At 47.1% G+C, this 16,560-nt stretch carries 18 protein-coding genes; 8 read left to right on the top strand and 10 right to left on the bottom strand.

Annotated elements, in window-relative coordinates; all coding sequences use genetic code 11:
* Window positions 1-58: 58 nt before the first annotated feature.
* From J7623_RS06965 to J7623_RS06985, 5 genes are all read right to left on the bottom strand, one after another.
* A complete protein-coding gene (locus tag J7623_RS06965; RefSeq protein ID WP_291918931.1) occupies window positions 59-973 on the bottom strand; it encodes a bestrophin family ion channel in 915 nt (304 codons plus the stop codon).
* A gap of 11 nt (window positions 974-984) precedes the next feature.
* Window positions 985-1,470, bottom strand: a complete 486-nt coding sequence (locus J7623_RS06970; RefSeq protein WP_291918933.1) for a hypothetical protein — start codon at window positions 1,468-1,470, stop codon at window positions 985-987.
* A gap of 109 nt (window positions 1,471-1,579) precedes the next feature.
* Window positions 1,580-2,938 carry a HAMP domain-containing sensor histidine kinase gene (locus J7623_RS06975; RefSeq protein ID WP_291918935.1) on the bottom strand — a complete coding sequence of 453 codons (1,359 nt, stop codon included), beginning with the start codon at window positions 2,936-2,938 and terminating at the stop codon, window positions 1,580-1,582.
* Complete coding sequence (locus J7623_RS06980) at window positions 2,922-3,638, bottom strand: response regulator transcription factor (protein WP_291918937.1); 717 nt, start codon at window positions 3,636-3,638, stop codon at window positions 2,922-2,924. The genes J7623_RS06975 and J7623_RS06980 overlap by 17 nt, the downstream gene beginning before the upstream one ends.
* 51 nt (window positions 3,639-3,689) lie before the next feature.
* The gene (locus J7623_RS06985; protein ID WP_291918939.1) at window positions 3,690-4,301 is read right to left on the bottom strand and encodes a histidine phosphatase family protein; all 612 of its coding nucleotides are present in this window, start codon (window positions 4,299-4,301) and stop codon (window positions 3,690-3,692) included.
* Window positions 4,302-4,505: 204 nt separating this feature from the next.
* On the opposite strand from J7623_RS06985, the gene J7623_RS06990 reads away from it, so the two are divergent.
* Both J7623_RS06990 and J7623_RS06995 read left to right on the top strand, forming a co-directional pair.
* On the top strand, window positions 4,506-4,673 hold the full coding sequence (locus J7623_RS06990) for a hypothetical protein (RefSeq protein ID WP_291918942.1): 168 nt from the start codon (window positions 4,506-4,508) through the stop codon (window positions 4,671-4,673).
* A 72-nt stretch (window positions 4,674-4,745) separates the two neighbouring features.
* Entirely contained in the window at window positions 4,746-5,819 is a 1,074-nt protein-coding gene (locus J7623_RS06995) for a class I fructose-bisphosphate aldolase (protein ID WP_291918944.1), read from the top strand.
* A 105-nt stretch (window positions 5,820-5,924) separates the two neighbouring features.
* Here J7623_RS06995 and J7623_RS07000 read toward each other — a convergent pair whose 3' ends face one another.
* Together J7623_RS07000 and proB are read right to left on the bottom strand one after the other, a co-directional pair.
* Complete coding sequence (locus J7623_RS07000) at window positions 5,925-7,175, bottom strand: glutamate-5-semialdehyde dehydrogenase (protein WP_291918946.1); 1,251 nt, start codon at window positions 7,173-7,175, stop codon at window positions 5,925-5,927.
* 20 nt (window positions 7,176-7,195) lie between these two features.
* Window positions 7,196-8,230 carry a glutamate 5-kinase gene (gene proB, locus J7623_RS07005; protein ID WP_291918948.1) on the bottom strand — a complete coding sequence of 345 codons (1,035 nt, stop codon included), beginning with the start codon at window positions 8,228-8,230 and terminating at the stop codon, window positions 7,196-7,198.
* A gap of 118 nt (window positions 8,231-8,348) precedes the next feature.
* Between proB and bla the strand changes: the two genes are divergently transcribed.
* From bla to J7623_RS07020, 3 genes are all read left to right on the top strand, one after another.
* The gene (bla, locus tag J7623_RS07010; RefSeq protein ID WP_291918950.1) at window positions 8,349-9,254 is read left to right on the top strand and encodes a class A beta-lactamase; all 906 of its coding nucleotides are present in this window, start codon (window positions 8,349-8,351) and stop codon (window positions 9,252-9,254) included.
* A gap of 229 nt (window positions 9,255-9,483) precedes the next feature.
* Complete coding sequence (locus tag J7623_RS07015; protein ID WP_291918953.1) at window positions 9,484-10,221, top strand: hypothetical protein; 738 nt, start codon at window positions 9,484-9,486, stop codon at window positions 10,219-10,221.
* Window positions 10,222-10,229: 8 nt separating this feature from the next.
* Complete coding sequence (locus J7623_RS07020; RefSeq protein WP_291918955.1) at window positions 10,230-10,553, top strand: hypothetical protein; 324 nt, start codon at window positions 10,230-10,232, stop codon at window positions 10,551-10,553.
* Between the two features lie 139 nt (window positions 10,554-10,692).
* Here J7623_RS07020 and J7623_RS07025 read toward each other — a convergent pair whose 3' ends face one another.
* Window positions 10,693-11,163, bottom strand: coding sequence for a hypothetical protein (locus J7623_RS07025; protein WP_291918957.1), 471 nt, complete (start codon window positions 11,161-11,163; stop codon window positions 10,693-10,695).
* Between the two features lie 288 nt (window positions 11,164-11,451).
* On the opposite strand from J7623_RS07025, the gene J7623_RS07030 reads away from it, so the two are divergent.
* The 3 genes from J7623_RS07030 to J7623_RS07040 all read left to right on the top strand — a co-directional run bounded on the left by J7623_RS07030 (window position 11,452) and on the right by J7623_RS07040 (window position 13,383).
* Complete coding sequence (locus J7623_RS07030) at window positions 11,452-11,721, top strand: ArsR family transcriptional regulator (protein ID WP_291918960.1); 270 nt, start codon at window positions 11,452-11,454, stop codon at window positions 11,719-11,721.
* A 137-nt stretch (window positions 11,722-11,858) separates the two neighbouring features.
* Entirely contained in the window at window positions 11,859-12,614 is a 756-nt protein-coding gene (locus J7623_RS07035; RefSeq protein WP_291918962.1) for an SDR family oxidoreductase, read from the top strand.
* Between the two features lie 19 nt (window positions 12,615-12,633).
* The gene (locus tag J7623_RS07040; protein ID WP_291918965.1) at window positions 12,634-13,383 is read left to right on the top strand and encodes an SDR family oxidoreductase; all 750 of its coding nucleotides are present in this window, start codon (window positions 12,634-12,636) and stop codon (window positions 13,381-13,383) included.
* Between the two features lie 233 nt (window positions 13,384-13,616).
* On the opposite strand, the gene J7623_RS07045 is transcribed toward J7623_RS07040, so the two are convergent.
* Both J7623_RS07045 and J7623_RS07050 read right to left on the bottom strand, forming a co-directional pair.
* A complete protein-coding gene (locus J7623_RS07045) occupies window positions 13,617-15,047 on the bottom strand; it encodes a PLP-dependent aminotransferase family protein (protein ID WP_291918967.1) in 1,431 nt (476 codons plus the stop codon).
* A gap of 71 nt (window positions 15,048-15,118) precedes the next feature.
* Window positions 15,119-16,549, bottom strand: a complete 1,431-nt coding sequence (locus J7623_RS07050; RefSeq protein WP_291918969.1) for a PLP-dependent aminotransferase family protein — start codon at window positions 16,547-16,549, stop codon at window positions 15,119-15,121.
* Window positions 16,550-16,560: the final 11 nt, after the last annotated feature.

Below are 16,560 nucleotides of genomic sequence, written 5' to 3' on the forward strand. Positions count from 1 at the left end.
GCTGGCAAATCAATAACCGCGTTAATCTAAAAGCTAATGGCTAAAAGCTAACAGCTACTTAAAGTACGTAGTAGGTTGGTACCTGTACTGGTTCTTCCGGCGCACTGTATTGTTCGTGCAACATTTGCCGGAGGTCTTTTTCAATATTCCTGGCAATGGTGGTCACCGGCGTATCAGTCGGTTTGTTTTCAAATGGATCCTGCAGGTTGATCGCCATTTTTTCGATCAACAGGAAGGAGGCGGCAATGGCAACTACCAATGGTATTTCCATAAAGCCCAGCACATCTATTAAGGCAAACGGCAATAACAGTATAAAGAAGATAACGGTGAAATGAGTGTATAAGCTGTACGTAGCCGGAAATACGGTGTTTTTAATACGTTCACATTTACCCATTGAATCGCAGAGCTTCGACAACGTCTGATCCAGCGCTACCTGCTGGTACTGGTTAATCCAGCCCTGTTCCATGGCGTATTTCAAGTCTTTTCCATGTAAGAGCAACAAGGCAGCTGGTACATTATCATACTTCATCAGATAGTTAAGTTCCCGTCTTGATAATAATCTGTCTACACCTTTGAGCGGATCTGTCTTGCGTAACGATTGTCCCAAACTGTGGCACCATGCTGCCTGTCGCTTTACAAAGCGTTCCTGGAAACCTGTCAGTTCTTCCGACTGATATGTTGCATCCATCAAACTCAGCACCTGACGTGTCAGCGAACGCGAATCATTTACAATAGCTCCCCATATGGTTCTGGCTTCCCACCACCTGTCGTATGCCTGGTTGGAACGAAAGGCCAGGAGGAGCGAGAGCACTGTACCCAATACCATCGGCACGGATAAGGGGATCACCATATTGGTGAAATCATATTGGTAATAAAAAATGTTGATGGTTAACGTGTAAATGGTAACCAGCAAAATTTCGAATTTGATCTTACCAAATACATATTTTAAAGGGATATTTTTTTTGAGTAGCATAAAACTTGCTTTTATTCAGTGGCCAGCAAAAGTGCTGATATGGAGGATTTGCCTGTTACCAGTGGCTGACGCTGCAATTGAATTTTCATCTTTGGATAATTGCATTTGGCGATCAGTTTCTCCGGGTTATAACTTCTTTTGGAAGGCGGATTAAAGTCGTGATCAGCGGGCTGAATAATCAGGTCGATGTTTTGTGCCAGCAGGAAGTTGCGTAATGCCACGCGCGTATTGCCATGGAAGAATTCAATCTTCAGTTGGTGAATAGCGGTAGAATATTTATTACGGATAATTTCACAACCATCCTGGAAGTCGTTCGAAATCAGTTCCAGGTGCCGGCTGTTGCGGGTATACGTAATCAGGTCAAACAGTGAGTCCGGCATCTGCAGCGCATGCATCAATATAATGTTTACCGGCTCGTACGGATGTTGTGCTACAATGCTGTGCACATAACTGAGGGAGCGAAGAGAAAAATCTGTTGGTATGAGTATATTTTTCATGTCTGGTTCTTTTATAACAACAAAATTATTGCTGTGAAATAAGTAACCAGTAAGAGTAGCGTTAAAAGGTGGTAAGAATGTGGTAAGAATTTGGTAAGAAAAGCAACCGCTACAGTGGGAGTTCCACCCTGATCTCGGTTCCGTGGTTTACCTGGCTGTTTACAATGATATCTCCTTTGTGCATGCGGACAATATTCATGGCCAGTGGTAAGCCAATACCATAGCCTTTAAATTTGGCGGTATTGGAGGCCCGGAAGAATGGTGAAAAGATATAGGGCAGGTCTTCCGGGGGAATGCCGATGCCCTGGTCTTTCACGATAATGATATTTTTCTTTGCAGTAGCAGCGAGGGCAATAGATACCGGCTGATTATCGGAATATTTAATGGCATTGATCACGATATTGCTAAGTGCCAGCTCGAGGAGTTGTTCGTTGCCGGGAACCAGTAATTTATCCTCTTCTTCCGGAAACAGGCTATAATCAATAGCTACCTGGTTGCCGGGATGTAGCTTGTCGATGGTATGTTTTACGGTAAACAATAATTCATCGCTGCGGATCTGGCTCCATTCCTGTTTTTTACCGTCGAAGCCGGTCTGGGCGAGGTGCAGCAGGCTTTTGGTGATATGTTCCAGGCGGCCGGCTTCATGCAGGATATTTTTCAGTGAGTAGACATACTTTTCGGTGGTACGCTCTTTATTCAGCGCCAGCTCTGCTTCTCCGATGATAGCGGTGAGTGGTGTACTGAGTTCATGCGAGGCATTGCTGACGAAGTTGTTTTGTGTTTCGAAAGCGGTTTCCAGGCGGTCCAGCATATTATTAAAGGTACCGGCGAGGTCATTGATTTCGTCGCCGCTGCTATCTACGTTTAGGCGTAGGTGTAAGTTGCGCGAGCTGATACTTTTCACCTGCACCATCATATGCCGGATGGGTTTAAGAATATATTTGGAGAAGAAAATGCCCGCACCCACCAGTATTACGCTGGAGGCCACGGAGCAGAGGATTAAAATTTTGCGTAGCCACCCCAGGTATTCCACGCTGTATTGGTTGATAGCGGATACAATAACGATGTACAATCCCTGTTTGCTTTTATAGAGCACACCTTCATAAAAGCGATCGCCTTCCCGCCAGGTGGCCTTGCCTTCCTGTTTCACCTGCCCGTAAAAGCTGTCGGGGAGGGTGAGATGGGCATCTTTCTGAACGCTGCCATCAGTGGCTATGGGCAGAAAATATTCTTTTTCCGAGGGTAGCTTTTCCAGGTGTTCGTCCCGTATTTCATTATAGATAACGGAATCGGATTCGTAGTAGGGAAGCGTTGCTTTCGCAGTAAGATAGGCGCGTATTTCCAGGCGTTTGTAGAAGTCTTCGAACGAGTGCTGGTTGGTAAAATAATATACCAGCATGCTCATGCCGAGTATCGTGGAAATGGTTAAACCTGCAAATACCAGTAATATCTTAGTGCGTATCTTCATCGGCTTTATTTTCCCGGAGCATGTAACCCAGCCCCACTACAGTATGTATCAGTTCCGTAGGGTGATGTTTGTTAATTTTTTTCCGGAGATAGTTAATATATACGTCTACTACTTTTGTGTTCATATTAAATTCGATGCCCCATACCTGCTCCAGTATTTCCAACCGGGAGAGGACTTTCCTCGGATTCTTCAACAGGTATTCCAGCAGCCGGTATTCGGTAGCAGTAAGTGCAATGCTTTTTCCCTGTCTGCTGGCGGTTTTGGTGTCTGTATTCAATTCCAGGTCGGCCAGCGACAGTACCGCCGGGGCGGTAACGGGAACGGGTATATCAACCGGTGATTTTCTCCTCATTAGGCTACGGATGCGGGCTTCCAGCTCCTGTAGCTTAAAGGGCTTGATGAGGTAATCATCTGCACCGCTATCCAGTCCCATGACAATATTTTCGGTAGTCCCCAAAGCGGTCAGCATGAGGATAGGTACTTCCTGTTTGGCTGCGCGGAGCGAGCGGCACACTTCTATGCCGTTCATGCCGGGGAGCATAACGTCCAGTATAATCAGCCGGAAGGATGGGTTATTGAGTGCCATTTGTAATCCGCTGTTACCATCCGGTGCCACGCTGACTTCGTAGCCGGCTTCGGAAAGCCCGCGGGTGATAACAGATACTACAGCCGGTTCATCTTCTATCAGTAATAGTTTCATGAGCAGTAAAGGTAATTATGAATTACGAATCACAGGCTCCTGACAATTGGGTCATTGGGTATCTTCGCTGTTATCCAGGTGGATTACGCAGTTAAACAGTTCACAATGCCAGTTTTCGTCGGAGAACTGAAGTCTGGTGATAGACGTATTTTTCATAGGTGGGGTAGGATGCATGGCTGGTAACAGGGCATCCAACATTTGCCGTATAAAGCTGCCGTGTGTGACCAGGAGTATTTTTTTTCCGGGATTTTCTGCGAGGAGGTCTGTTAAAAACGCACGTCCACGTGCTACTACGGCGGCATTGCTTTCCATGCCCAGGTCCAGTAGTTTCCACGATGCGCCCCATTTAGCCTGTCGTTCTTCTTCTGTAGTGCCTTCTATGAGGCCACCGCCGGCTTCTCCCAGCCGATGGTCTTCTATCACCGAATCCAGTCCTAATTCCTGCGCCACGATGGCCGCTGTCTGGCGGGCGCGGATCAGGTGACTGGAATACACCAGGTCCCAGGATTCGCTGCTCAGCCGCTGCCCCAGTTTGAGGGCCTGCAGTTTGCCTTCATCATCCAGCGGGATGTCTGAATGGCCTTGCAGTTTGCCTGCTTTATTCCAGGAAGTGGTACCATGGCGGATGATCGCGATCTGGGTCATAATCTGTCTGTTATTCATTCGGGGGACAAATATATAAAAATCAGGCCGGGGTTAATAGCCGGAGTGTCATAATCAAAAGCTAAAAAGGTAATTATTAGGGAGAAGTTGTATGTTATAAAATGAGTATTTGTTAGGTGATCTGTAGACATACTCCGGTGGTCGTAACTATTTGTTGTTCGATCGGCCAACACCGATTTATAAGTAATCACTACATTTGTCACTATGGAAAAAAGTAACAAACCCAACGAAGAAAAGCCGGAAAAAAAAGAAGAGAAGATAGCAGAAGAACAAATTATCCATGACGGTTCCGGTGGTGCTTTTGAAGGTACTGAAATGGTATCAGAAGAGCGGGATGACAAACCCCGTCCTAAGGGACCTACACCCTATTAACCCTCTTGTTTTCACAAGCCATTTAGTGCGGTATTAAATCCTTAAATTAGTTGTACCAAAAAAGTAATGCTTATGTTATCCTTGGAAAAAATCAGCGAATTATTAGGAAAAGAAAGCGATACCCTGCTGCAACATGAGAGCAAAACAATCAGCAAAGATATGTTGCACCTGCCCGGACCCGATACGGTGAATAAAATTTATCAGCCTTCCGGTCGTAATCCGCAGGTACTGCGCAGTTTGGGGCAGTTGCTTAACCATGGAAGGTTAGCAGGTACCGGTTATATGTCTATTCTGCCGGTGGACCAGGGGGTAGAGCATAGTGCCGGCGCCTCTTTTGCCAAATACCCCGCTTATTTCGATCCTGAAAATATTGTGAAACTGGCCATCGAAGGCGGCTGCAACGCGGTGGCATCTACTTTCGGCGTATTATCTTCCGTATCCCGTAACTACGCCCATCGCATTCCGTTTATTGTAAAAATTAATCATAATGAGTTGCTCACCTATCCCAACCGGGCAGACCAGGTGATGTATGGTACCGTGGAAGAAGCCTGGAACCTGGGCGCAGTAGCCGTTGGCGCTACTATCTATTTTGGTTCCGAACAATCGGACCGGCAACTGGTAGAAGTATCGCAGGCATTTGAAAGAGCGCACGAACTGGGGATGGCCACTATCCTCTGGTGTTACCTGAGAAACGATGCTTTTAAGAAAGATGTGGATTATCACCTGTCGGCCGACCTGACCGGTCAGGCGAATCACCTGGGTGTTACCATCCAGGCAGATATTATCAAACAGAAGTTGCCCACTGTAAATGGCGGCTATAAAGCGCTGAATACGGGTAATTCTTCTTATGGTAAACTGGATGAGCGCATCTATACGGAGTTAACGTCTGATAACCCGATTGACCTGTGCCGTTACCAGGTAGCCAATTGTTACATGGGACGCATGGGCTTAATCAATTCCGGTGGTGCCTCTGAAGGTGCCGCTGATCTTGCAGAAGCAGTACGCACTGCAGTGATTAATAAAAGAGCCGGTGGTATGGGATTGATTTCCGGCCGTAAGGCTTTCCAGCGGCCTATGGCAGAGGGAGCGGCTTTGTTGAATGCCATCCAGGATGTGTATCTCAATGAACAGATTACGATTGCCTAGAATAAATTACGAATTACGGATTTATGGGGAGATAGTAAACGCGAAGATTAACTTCGCTTCTATCTACTCACAAATCAGTAATTCGTAATTCGTAATTCTTCCTTGTTACCCTCTCACTTGTCCATCTCCATGAATAAACCATTTCTCTGTTACCAGTTTTTCCAGCGCAAAAGGCCCACGGGCGTGTAGTTTCTGTGTAGAGATGCCGATTTCTGCACCGAGTCCGAATACACCGCCATCTGTAAATCTCGTAGAGGCGTTGACGTATACTGCAGCAGCATCTACTTCATTCAGGAAACGTTCGCTGATGGCTGTATCGCGGGAAATGATAGCTTCGGAGTGACGGGAAGAATGTTGCTGGATATGCGACAGCGCTTCCTGCGCGCCGGATACCACTTTCACAGAGCATTGCAACGACAGGAATTCTCTGCCAAAATCTTCCGGTTGTGCCGCCTGTAAGTGCGGGTAGTTATTTTGTTGAAGCAGGTTAAAAGCTAACGGGTCCGCATATACGTTTACAGCGTAGGGCAGCAGCTTTGGCGCCAACAAGGCGAGGAAATCTGCGGCCACGGCTTCATCTACCAGTACGGTATCCAGGGCATTGCATACTGAGGGACGGGATACTTTGGCATTGGTGACAATGTTGGCGGCCTGTGTCAGGTCCGCTGTTTTTTCCACGTAGGTATGACAAACGCCCGCGCCGGTTTCGATCACAGGCACGCGGGAATTGGCTCTTACGAACTCTATCAGTTGTTCGGAGCCACGGGGAATGATGATATCGATATATTTTACTGCGGCCAGCATTTCCGTCACCAGGTTACGGTCTACCGGCAGCAGCTGTACCGCGTTTTCATCTACCTGGAATTCTTTTAATACTTCCTGTATCAGTTGTACGAGGAAGGTATTGGTATGAAAGGCATCGGAGCCACCACGCAATACACACACGTTACCGGAGCGGATACAAAGTGCTGCCACATCGATAGTGACATTTGGCCTGGATTCATAAATTACGCCTACCACGCCCAGGGGCACTGTTTTCTTTTGTACCAGCAGGCCGTTATCCAGTGTTCTTTCCAACTGTAATACCCCGGAAGGATTAGGCAGGCCGGCGATGTCTTCCAGGCTGGAAGCCAGGTCGCGGATGCGGGCAGGGGTAAGCAGCAGGCGATCCTTTTTGGGATCTTCATCCGGCATACGATCCAGGTCCTTTTTGTTTTCGGCGATGATGTTGTCTGATTGTATGAGGATCACGGCTGCGAGGCGCCGCAGCAGGGCCTGTTGCTGTGCATCCGGCAGGGTACGGATAGATACGCCTGCCTGTTGTGCCTTTTCCAGTAAAGGTTGTATAGTTTGCATGATGATGTACTTATTAAGACCTACAACAATACGATATCGTCGGCATGTGCCACTTCGGTGTTTTGTGCTTTATGTTGCACGTCGAGTACGTCGGAGGCTATTTTTGTTCTGCCTACGGCGATGGCGATATTATCTTCGTTCACGATTTCGATGACTTCCCCGCATTCAAATTTTTCCAGCACGGCTTTCACGCCTACAGCCAGCAGGCTATGACGCTTTTCCAGGGCTGCTGCGGCGCCGGCATCTATTTGTATTCTGCCGGTCACCAGGCTACCGCTGGCCAGCCACTTCTTACGGGCAGGCATGCTGCAGGGCTGCGGTAAGCACAAGGTACCCGTTTTCCCTGCTATGGCATTGAGTATGCCATCTTCAGTACGAATACCAAAAATGACTACCCTGATTCCCATCCTGGTGGCGAGGCGGGCAAAAGTGAGTTTGGATACCATACCTCCTAATCCCAGTGCGGATTTTTCTTTGTCGGCAAGTCCCAATGCGGCTTTGTCGATCACGTCTATTTGTGGTACAACCTGCCCGGACCTGTCCAGTACGCCCGCCACGGAGGTGCTGAACAGCAGGAGAGAGGCGCCAAAGCCTACCGCAATCAGGGTGGCCAGCTCGTCGTTGTCGGAGAATTTCAGCTCCAGGCTGCTCACCACGTCGTTTTCATTGGCAATGGGGATGATGTTGCTGGCCCAAAGCTCTTCGTAGGTGCGTTTTAGCTGCAGGAACTGGTTCCGGTCGGAGAAGTGTTGCCTTTCGCATAAGCTCTGTGCTACGGCGATATTGTAGGGGGCAAAGTAACGGCTGTATTTATTTAGCAGTAGCGGATTACCCACAGCAGCAGCGGCTTTGCGCTCGCTGATAGTGCCGTTGTACTGGCGTAAAAACTGTTTTCCTGCGGCTACTGCACCGGAAGATACCAGCACAATGTGATAGTCGGCATGTAAAGCCGCCACCTGCCGGGCTATGCCAGCAATCACGGTTTCATCCAGGTCTCCGTTCTGATGAGTAATAGAGGCCGTTCCAAATTTTATGACAAGTATGGGTTTGCTCAATTTCGGTTGTATTTGGCGCCTAAATTAATATTCAGAATGCGAAATTCTAAATGTAAAATTCCTGTCAGGTGCGGAATAAAATTTTATATTGGCAGTAATATTCTTTACCAGCAAACGTATGCAGAAGATAGTATCCATTTTTATAACGGCTATAACAGCCAGCCTGGCGGGTTACATACCCGGCGCTTCCGCACAGCAATCCCTCCGTCAGCAAATAGCAGCTATCAGCGAACATATACCAGGAAAAGTAGGCGTATTTGTAAAAGTACTGGAGACGGGAGACACCGTGTCGCTTCGCCGCGACGATCATTTCCCCATGCAGAGTGTATATAAGTTTCCCGTAAGTATAGCCATCCTGCAACAGGTAGATGCCGGCAAAATGCGGTTGGACCAGCCGATGAAGATCCTCAAATCAGATCTGACCACTGATGGACATAGTCCGCTGCGGCAGAAATACCCGGAAGGTAACGTCACCCTCACCCTGCAGGAACTGCTGGACTATAACATGCGGGAAAGTGATGGCAGCGCGTGTGATATCCTGTTTAAACTGCTGGGAGGTCCGGCTAAAGTGAATGCGGCCATTCACCAACTGGGTGTTAAACAAATTGCCATCAGCACTACAGAAGAAGCGCAGGTACAGAAAACGGATCAGCGTGCACAATATACCAACTGGTGCACACCAGCGGCTATGACGCAGTTACTGGAAACATTTTATATCAAACCGGTGTTGTCTGACAGCAGTCGTAGTTACCTGCTGTACCTCATGACCAGCTCCACACCGGGAGCCAAACGACTGAAAGGCTTATTGCCGGCAGGTACCGAAGTGGCGCATAAAACCGGCACCTCGTGGACCATTGATGGTCTTACGGCAGCGCATAATGATGCCGGTATTATTACGCTCCCTGATGGAAAACATATAGCCGTCACCGTATTTGTGTCTGATACCAGCGCCGGCGATGATGACCGCGATGGCACTATTGCTAAAATAGCCAGGGCAGTATGGGATACCTATACGCACCAGTAGCTTTTAGCAGTTAGCTTTTAGCAGTTAGCTTTTAGCAAATGCAGCGGATATAATCATATGTGGATCTACATTTGCTAAAAGCTAAAATCTAAAATTGTTTGTTGTTTCGTAGAGAATTCCGGAATATTGCAGCGGATTTGCAATCCCCGTTTTTTAGCCCGGCCTTGAATGTCATGTAGCCTTGCTATAAAACCATTAGGAAGAACCATCACTCATAACCCAGATATTTATGATTATTGTTTACCAGATCAGATCTATGGAGCATACCCGGAAACATTATCCGGACCTGGCATGTCCTGCAGCCAATGGTGGCGGCACCGGCGTGACCATTGCGGTATTGCAGCGCTACCTCTGGTTTTTTGGTCCTATGATGCCTACCCTGAAATTCGGTGTTGCTTTTTGCGACAACGGAGAAAGGATCCCGGCGTCGAAATGGACACCTGAAATTACTGCGAAATATAAGGAGCTGAAAGCGGGCACCCGCACGCCGCTGCGTTTGTGGAGAGGAATGATTGTCATTCCGTCCTTTATCCTGGTACTGGCACTCTTTGCGAGAATCGCGAAGTTTAAAAAAGACCGCAGCGATAAAGAAGTGGCCGGCTATGTAGCAGATCCAAAACCAGGCGATATTTATTATGCTAATAACGGTGGTACTTTGGTGATAGATGGAAATTCAGCCACCAGTACCAACGACGTATATGCGTTGTATAAAGTGAAAGATATCCAGGGCGACAGTATTTTCGTCATCCCCGGCAACGCCAGCAGGATCGGTACTGCGGAAAAGCCTGTCAATCCATATACTTCCGGTTTCTGGGAAGACCTGGAAAAGGAAACGACGACTTTCAATGCAACACCGGTGATCATTTCTCTGAAGAGTCTTCACCAATACAACTACTTTTTTATGCTGCCGCGTGACGCGCAGAGTTCACCCGGAAGAGTTTATAATGTAACGCGCGCTGAAAAATAAAAATACATATGGAAGAAACCCCTTCACCCAAAAAGAAGCTCGTTTACCACGATAGTGAATATGAATATGTAAATGGCATGTCTAAAAAGGCATGGCCCGGATTGGTATTGACGCTGGTGGTCAGTGTGGCATTTTATATTTTTGCTGTACTAAGATACCGGGAATTGGTGGACTGGGAGGCCACCGGTGGCCGCATCCGGATGACCAGCACCGAAAAGCTCTGTTATGATATGGGCGGTGTTTGGTTATTTCCTGCATTGATAGGCATATTTGCTACAGTAGTAATGGTTTTAGGGATTAAACAGTATTTGAGGAGGAAGCGGCTGGGCTGAGGTCTTTTGAGGGAAAGCAGAAAGCTGAAAGCAGAAAGCAAAAAGCTATTGTAGCGAATGATCAAAGCGAAGAATTAAATATCTATTCGCTTTGATCATTCGCTACAATAGCTTTTTGCTTTCTGCTTTCAGCTTTCTGCTACTTCTTCATATACTTCAAATATTCATTCTCAATATTTGTCAGATCTATTTTATTCACTTTGTTACCATCATACAGCCAGGCTTCCCAGTTGTATTTAGGATCGCTTAAATCAATAGTGGTAGTGTGCCCGGATTTGGATTCGAAATGGAGTTTGCCACCGTTGGGCGCCATAATCTTTACTCCTTTTCCTTCCAGGAACATACGGGCATCTGCCAGGTAGTTCTGGTTATCGTCTGCCATGGTGTAAAAGGCTTCTTCTCCATTTTCTTTTTTCAACTTTTCAAGCCGGGCGCTATCAGGCGCATATAGTATGGCGCAAGGTTGTGAAATTTTTTCAGCGTCTGCGGGAATGTCGGATGGTGGTGCAGCGGCAGTAGCAGTATGTTCTTCGGTGACTTTGCTCTCGTGACAGGCGGCAAGTGTCAATAATGCTACAGGCAATAAAAGGTGTTTTCTCATGGTTTTCATAGCAATAGTTGTTTGGCATATTTCATAACACTGTGGCAGGAGGTCTGGCACAGGTAATCGCAAGATAAGGGAAAAATGTACCGGGTGCAACTATTAAGCAGTGCCTGGAAAAAGGGGAGGATACCCCTGATTGTCCGTACGCTGCTCATTTTTTTAAACCCTGCCGGAGCCGCTGTATGCCCCTGCTATGGCGGTTATTAACCAGGTTGCGATAAAAAAACGGGAAGTGGGCGAAAAAAAATTCATCGAAACATTTCGATATTTGAAAAAATGTATTACTTTTGTTGCATGGATTTAGCAGTTATAGAGAAAGCAGCAAATGCCATCGCCGACAAACACCGATTAACTATTATAATGGAGGTTGTTAAGAAGGGCAAGCTGATTTGTGGTGATGTATGTGAGTTTACATGTTTATCGCAACCTACGGTGTCGCATCATGTGAAGATCCTGGTAGATAGCGGTGTGCTGAATTCTTCTAAAAATGGCAGAATTGTGGAGTTAACACTCAATAAAGAGATGATGAAGCAACTGTCGATGTTCTTTTTACAATTAAGCTGAGGGACTACCGGGCGGGTTTACCAACAGCTTTTTTTATAGATTAATACATTGAAGTTTTTGAATTTATTTTTAGGGAGAGAAGATAATTCTCTTTTTTTTGAAATTATTACATTGATAAACTTAAATAAATCAATAGAATGGGACTATTACAAAATAAGACAGCGGTTATCACGGGCGGTAACAGCGGTATAGGATATGCAACAGCAGCAGATTTCCTGGAGAAAGGCGCAAAGGTATTAATCACAGGTCGCAGACCAGATGCCGTACAGCAGGCAGTGGATGCACTTGGCAACGGAACCGATAGTTTTATAGCAGACCAGGGAAAGATAGAAGACGCAGCAAAATTAGCGGAGTATGTGCGTGACCGTTATGGGAAGATAGACATCCTGTTTGTAAATGCAGGCGGTGGCAAATTTGGGAACTTTGCCGACGTAACGGAAGAAGTTTTCGACAGTATGATGGACAGCAATCTGAAAGGAGCATTTTTCACGGTTCAGCACTTACTCCCGTTAATCAATGATGGCGGTACTATTATCCTGTTATCCTCAGTTAATGCGTACGCCGGTATGCCTGGATCAGCAGTATACAGCGCCACCAAGGCAGGACTGAATTCATTAGGCCGTACTTTATCAAGGGAACTTGCAGGCAGAAAAATCAGGGTGAACGTAGTGAATCCGGGCCCTATAGATACACCGATCTTTGAAAAGGCAGGTATTCCAAGAGAGGCGCTGAATCATGAGCTGCTTGCAGCAAGGATGCCCTTAGGAAGATTAGGACTTCCGGAGGAAGTGGCTAAACTGGTATCCTTCCTCTCTTCAGACGAAGCCTCTTTCATCACCGGCGCCGAGTACAATGTAGATGGCGGTTTGACTGTTCATCCTTTAATCGCCTAATTTCTCAATTCAGTTATTCATGTCATCATTGAAAGATAAAATCGTTGTTATCACAGGAGGTAACAGCGGCATAGGTTACGCAACCGCCAAATCATTTTTAGCAAAGGGCGCAAAGGTATTGATAACAGGCCGTAATCCTGCAGCGATACAGGACGCGGTACATTCACTCGGACATCCGGCTGAAGGATTTAAAGCGGATCAGGCAGATTTAGGCGATGCAAAGCGGTTAGCGGAATATGTGCAGGGAAGATTTGGAAAGATTGATGCCTTGTTTATAAATGCAGGTGTGGCGAAACTGGCACCGTTTGAAACGGTTACACCAGGCTTATACGATGAATTAATGAATGTTAATTTCAAAGGCGCCTTTTTCACCATACAGGCATTATTACCTATCCTGAATGATGGCGGTTCTATTACCTTGTTATCGGCACTGAATGCTTATGCAGGTTCTGTTAACGCCACGGCGTTGTCTGCCAGCAAGGCCGCATTAAACTCGCTCGGCAGAACTTTGTCGAGGGAACTGTCCGGCCGCAAAATACGTGTGAACGTAGTGAATCCGGGTATCATTGATACTCCCCTGTTGGAAAAAGTAGGCTTGCCGGATGTTTTCAAAACACACCTCGGCAACGTTACGCCCATAGGCCGGTTAGGAAAGGCGGAAGACATTGCGAACATGGTTACTTTCCTGGCTTCAGATGAAGCGTCGTTCATTACAGGCGCAGAATATAATGTAGACGGTGGACTTATGGTACACCCGTTGATCGCTTAATAAATGATCCTGGGCGTTGCAGTGTGCAGCATTGTGCAAATGCTGCACCAGCAGCAAGGACATCAAAAAGATTTTCTTTGTTGATTACAGTTAACGGTTGTTTGAATGCTAATCCCATTAGTTGCAGGTCAACTGCCGCTTGCTATACGGGCAGTTGACTGCAATTAGCAATAGTGTGCAAAACATAATAAGTTGTAAGTTAGAGGGCCGGGATAATCTTATTCCGGTCTTTTTTATGCACTCATTTTTTTAATGAGTTTACCTAATGTCTTCAACCCATCATCTACCTGCTTGCTCCATGGATTACCGAAGCTGATGCGCATACAGTTGTTGTATTTATTCTGCAGGGAGAAAATTCTGCCGGGACAGAAGCTGATCTTATGTTTGAGGGCCTGCTGGAATAGTTCAAAGGTATTGATGGATTCATCCAGTTCTACCCACAGCACACAACCGCCCTGTGGCCGGGAAATACGGGTGCCTTCCGGAAAGTATTCGCTGATGGCCTGGGAATACCGTAAACACTGGGTGTGTAACATCTTCCGCAGATTTCTTAAATGGAATTCATAGCGGCCAATTTCCAGGAAATGTCCTACCGCCGCCTGTGGCAGCGATGCGCAGGCGATAGAGTGATTCTGTTTCATCATCAGCACCTTTTCCTTGTATTTGCCCGGCATGGTCCAGCCAACGCGGTAGCCTGGTGCCAGCGATTTGGAAAAGGAATTGCAGAGCAGTACATGCCCGTATTTATCAAAAGTTTTGCAGTTGGCCGGGCGTTGTTTGGAGAAATAAAGATCCCCGTAAATATCATCTTCTATCAGGGCAATATCATACTTCACCATCATGTCTACCAGCTCTTTTTTATTTTTATCCGGCATACAGGAACCCAATGGGTTATTGTAGTTGGTCACAAAAAGACAAGCCTTGATCTTATGACGGGGAATAGCTTTATCGAGATAAGCCAGGTCTATGCCACACACCGGGTGGGTAGGCACTTCCAGCACCCTCAGCCCTAAACTTTCCGCCAGTTGCATAGATCCATAATAAGCCGGGCTTTCAATCGCGATGGTATCGCCTGGTTGCGTGATAGCCGTCAGGCACAGCGTAAGCGCATCCATACAGCCGCTGGTAGTTACCACATCATCTGCGGTATAGGCACCGCCCCAGCCGAGCGACATCCGCGCCACCTGCCCGCGCAGCAGCGCATTGCCTGCCAGTGGCTCATAGCCAATGCCATTGTTGGGCAGATTGCGTAGTGCATGTACCACGGCTTTCGCCATTTTGGCCGCCGGCAACACATCCGGTGGAGGTGTGGCTACAGAGAGATTCAAAAAATTAGGATTGCGGATCTGGTTGAATACTTCCATCACCATATCACTGACCGTGGCTTCGCTGGCTTTCTTTACCGGTGCACAGGTGGATGGCATAGCCGGCATACGCCTGGAAGTAAAACGGATATAATAACCTGATTTAGGCCGGGATTCAATCAACCCTTTTGATTCGAGGTGATAGTAGGCCTGGAAAGCAGTGGTTAAACTGATCCCTTGTTGCTTGCTGAGCATGCGTACAGACGGGAGTTTTTCCCCGATTTTCATGACATCTTTTTCTATCAGCTGTTCTATGTTATCAGCTACCTGCAGGTACAGGTGATCGGCGGTTTTTATCATGGCAATGCAAATCTGATCTGGTCAAATTTACAAATTTGCCATCTGTTTTATTTTTATTTTTTCGGGGGATATTATTTTAATTGTTCACTACTTAGCCGTCCGAGCGTTTGCACGGCCCACTCCTGGTCTTCATCCCAGGGATTGGCATTGGTAAGCCGGATGCAGTTGTGATAGCGGTCCTGGCTGGAAAACAGCGATCCCGGTGTAAACGTAATGCCTTGCGCTACGGCTGCTTCATGCAGTTGCCAGGTATTTACTTTCGGTGGCAGCACTACCCATAAACTGATACCCCCATTGGGTCGCGTCAATTGGGTATCTGCCGGAAAGTACTCCTGTATGGCTCTCGTCATTTGCATGGTTTGTATGTTGAGTTGTTGCCGCAATGATTTCAGGTGTAAATCCAGTCGTTGCTGGTCCAGGAACTTCGTTAACACCAGTTGGGGCAATAAACCGGTAGCTGCGGAAGTCATGAATTTTAACTGCGCTATTCTTTCATGATAACGGCCACCAATCACCCAGCCGATACGAAGGCCCGCGGCAATGGATTTAGACCAGGAGGAACAATACATGACGAGTCCTTCTTCATCATACGATTTCACGGTGCGGGGGCGTTCCGGTGCAAAATGCAGATCGCCATACACATCATCTTCTATCATGGGCACCTGGTATTGCTGTAATAGCTTTGCCAGTTGCTCTTTACGGCTATCGGGCATGCAACTGCCGAGGGGATTATTATAATTGGTCACAAACAGGCAGGCCTGTACTTTCTTTTTTTTGAAGGCATCTTCAAGTGCATCCAGGCTAATACCTGTTACCGGATCAGTAGGGATTTCCAGCGCTTTCATGCCCAGGCTTTCTATGCCCAGCAGCAATCCAAAAAAAGTAGGGGATTCAATAGCGATAGTGTCGCCGGCTTTAGCTACGGCGCGCAGGCAAAGCACCGCCGCCTCTATGGCGCCATTGGTGACAATAATTTCATTGGGCAATACCGCACGCCCCCAGTTGAGGCAATGTTTGGCAATATGCCGGCGAAAAGGTTCATACCCCGAGATATCACCATAAGGGATATACGAAGTATCCAGTTCGCGCGCGCAGAGCTGTAAGGCCCGCTTTAATTTGGCGGTTGGCAGCAGGGACGTTTCCGGTGAAGCGCCTATCAGCGAAATAGTTTTTTGTGCGCTGGCAGTTTTACGGAACATCGCGAGTTTTTCATTGACCTGTACCTGGCAGGCTGTTGGCAACGGGTTGGATACCGGCGGTAATGCCGGCCGGATATTATGTGAGTACCGTACGAAGTAACCCGATTTTTCCCGGGCTTCTACCCAGCCCGTTTTTTCAAGATGTGTGTAAACCTGTAACGCCGTGCTGATACTGATGCCATGTTCCAAATGAAGTGAACGCACGGAAGGAAGCTTGTCGCCCACCGCATACGAGCCACCACCAATCATTTGCTGAATTTTTTCCGCTAACTGCAGATATAGAAAGCCGTTATTTTTTTTCATCTCACCAAAGG

The organism is Chitinophaga sp. (assembly GCF_017745275.1).
GTDB lineage: Bacteria > Bacteroidota > Bacteroidia > Chitinophagales > Chitinophagaceae > Chitinophaga.

Excerpts from the sequence above, each read along its gene's own strand:
- J7623_RS06965 (WP_291918931.1), bottom strand. The coding sequence starts at position 973 with ATGCTACTCAAAAAAAATATCCCTTTAAAATATGTATTTGGTAAGATC.
- J7623_RS06970 (WP_291918933.1), bottom strand. The coding sequence starts at position 1,470 with ATGAAAAATATACTCATACCAACAGATTTTTCTCTTCGCTCCCTCAGT.
- J7623_RS06975 (WP_291918935.1), bottom strand. The coding sequence starts at position 2,938 with ATGAAGATACGCACTAAGATATTACTGGTATTTGCAGGTTTAACCATT.
- J7623_RS06980 (WP_291918937.1), bottom strand. The coding sequence starts at position 3,638 with ATGAAACTATTACTGATAGAAGATGAACCGGCTGTAGTATCTGTTATC.
- J7623_RS06985 (WP_291918939.1), bottom strand. The coding sequence starts at position 4,301 with ATGAATAACAGACAGATTATGACCCAGATCGCGATCATCCGCCATGGT.
- J7623_RS06990 (WP_291918942.1), top strand. The coding sequence starts at position 4,506 with ATGGAAAAAAGTAACAAACCCAACGAAGAAAAGCCGGAAAAAAAAGAA.
- J7623_RS06995 (WP_291918944.1), top strand. The coding sequence starts at position 4,746 with ATGTTATCCTTGGAAAAAATCAGCGAATTATTAGGAAAAGAAAGCGAT.
- J7623_RS07000 (WP_291918946.1), bottom strand. The coding sequence starts at position 7,175 with ATGCAAACTATACAACCTTTACTGGAAAAGGCACAACAGGCAGGCGTA.
- bla (WP_291918950.1), top strand. The coding sequence starts at position 8,349 with ATGCAGAAGATAGTATCCATTTTTATAACGGCTATAACAGCCAGCCTG.
- J7623_RS07015 (WP_291918953.1), top strand. The coding sequence starts at position 9,484 with ATGATTATTGTTTACCAGATCAGATCTATGGAGCATACCCGGAAACAT.
- J7623_RS07020 (WP_291918955.1), top strand. The coding sequence starts at position 10,230 with ATGGAAGAAACCCCTTCACCCAAAAAGAAGCTCGTTTACCACGATAGT.
- J7623_RS07025 (WP_291918957.1), bottom strand. The coding sequence starts at position 11,163 with ATGAAAACCATGAGAAAACACCTTTTATTGCCTGTAGCATTATTGACA.
- J7623_RS07030 (WP_291918960.1), top strand. The coding sequence starts at position 11,452 with ATGGATTTAGCAGTTATAGAGAAAGCAGCAAATGCCATCGCCGACAAA.
- J7623_RS07035 (WP_291918962.1), top strand. The coding sequence starts at position 11,859 with ATGGGACTATTACAAAATAAGACAGCGGTTATCACGGGCGGTAACAGC.
- J7623_RS07040 (WP_291918965.1), top strand. The coding sequence starts at position 12,634 with ATGTCATCATTGAAAGATAAAATCGTTGTTATCACAGGAGGTAACAGC.
- J7623_RS07045 (WP_291918967.1), bottom strand. The coding sequence starts at position 15,047 with ATGATAAAAACCGCCGATCACCTGTACCTGCAGGTAGCTGATAACATA.
- J7623_RS07050 (WP_291918969.1), bottom strand. The coding sequence starts at position 16,549 with ATGAAAAAAAATAACGGCTTTCTATATCTGCAGTTAGCGGAAAAAATT.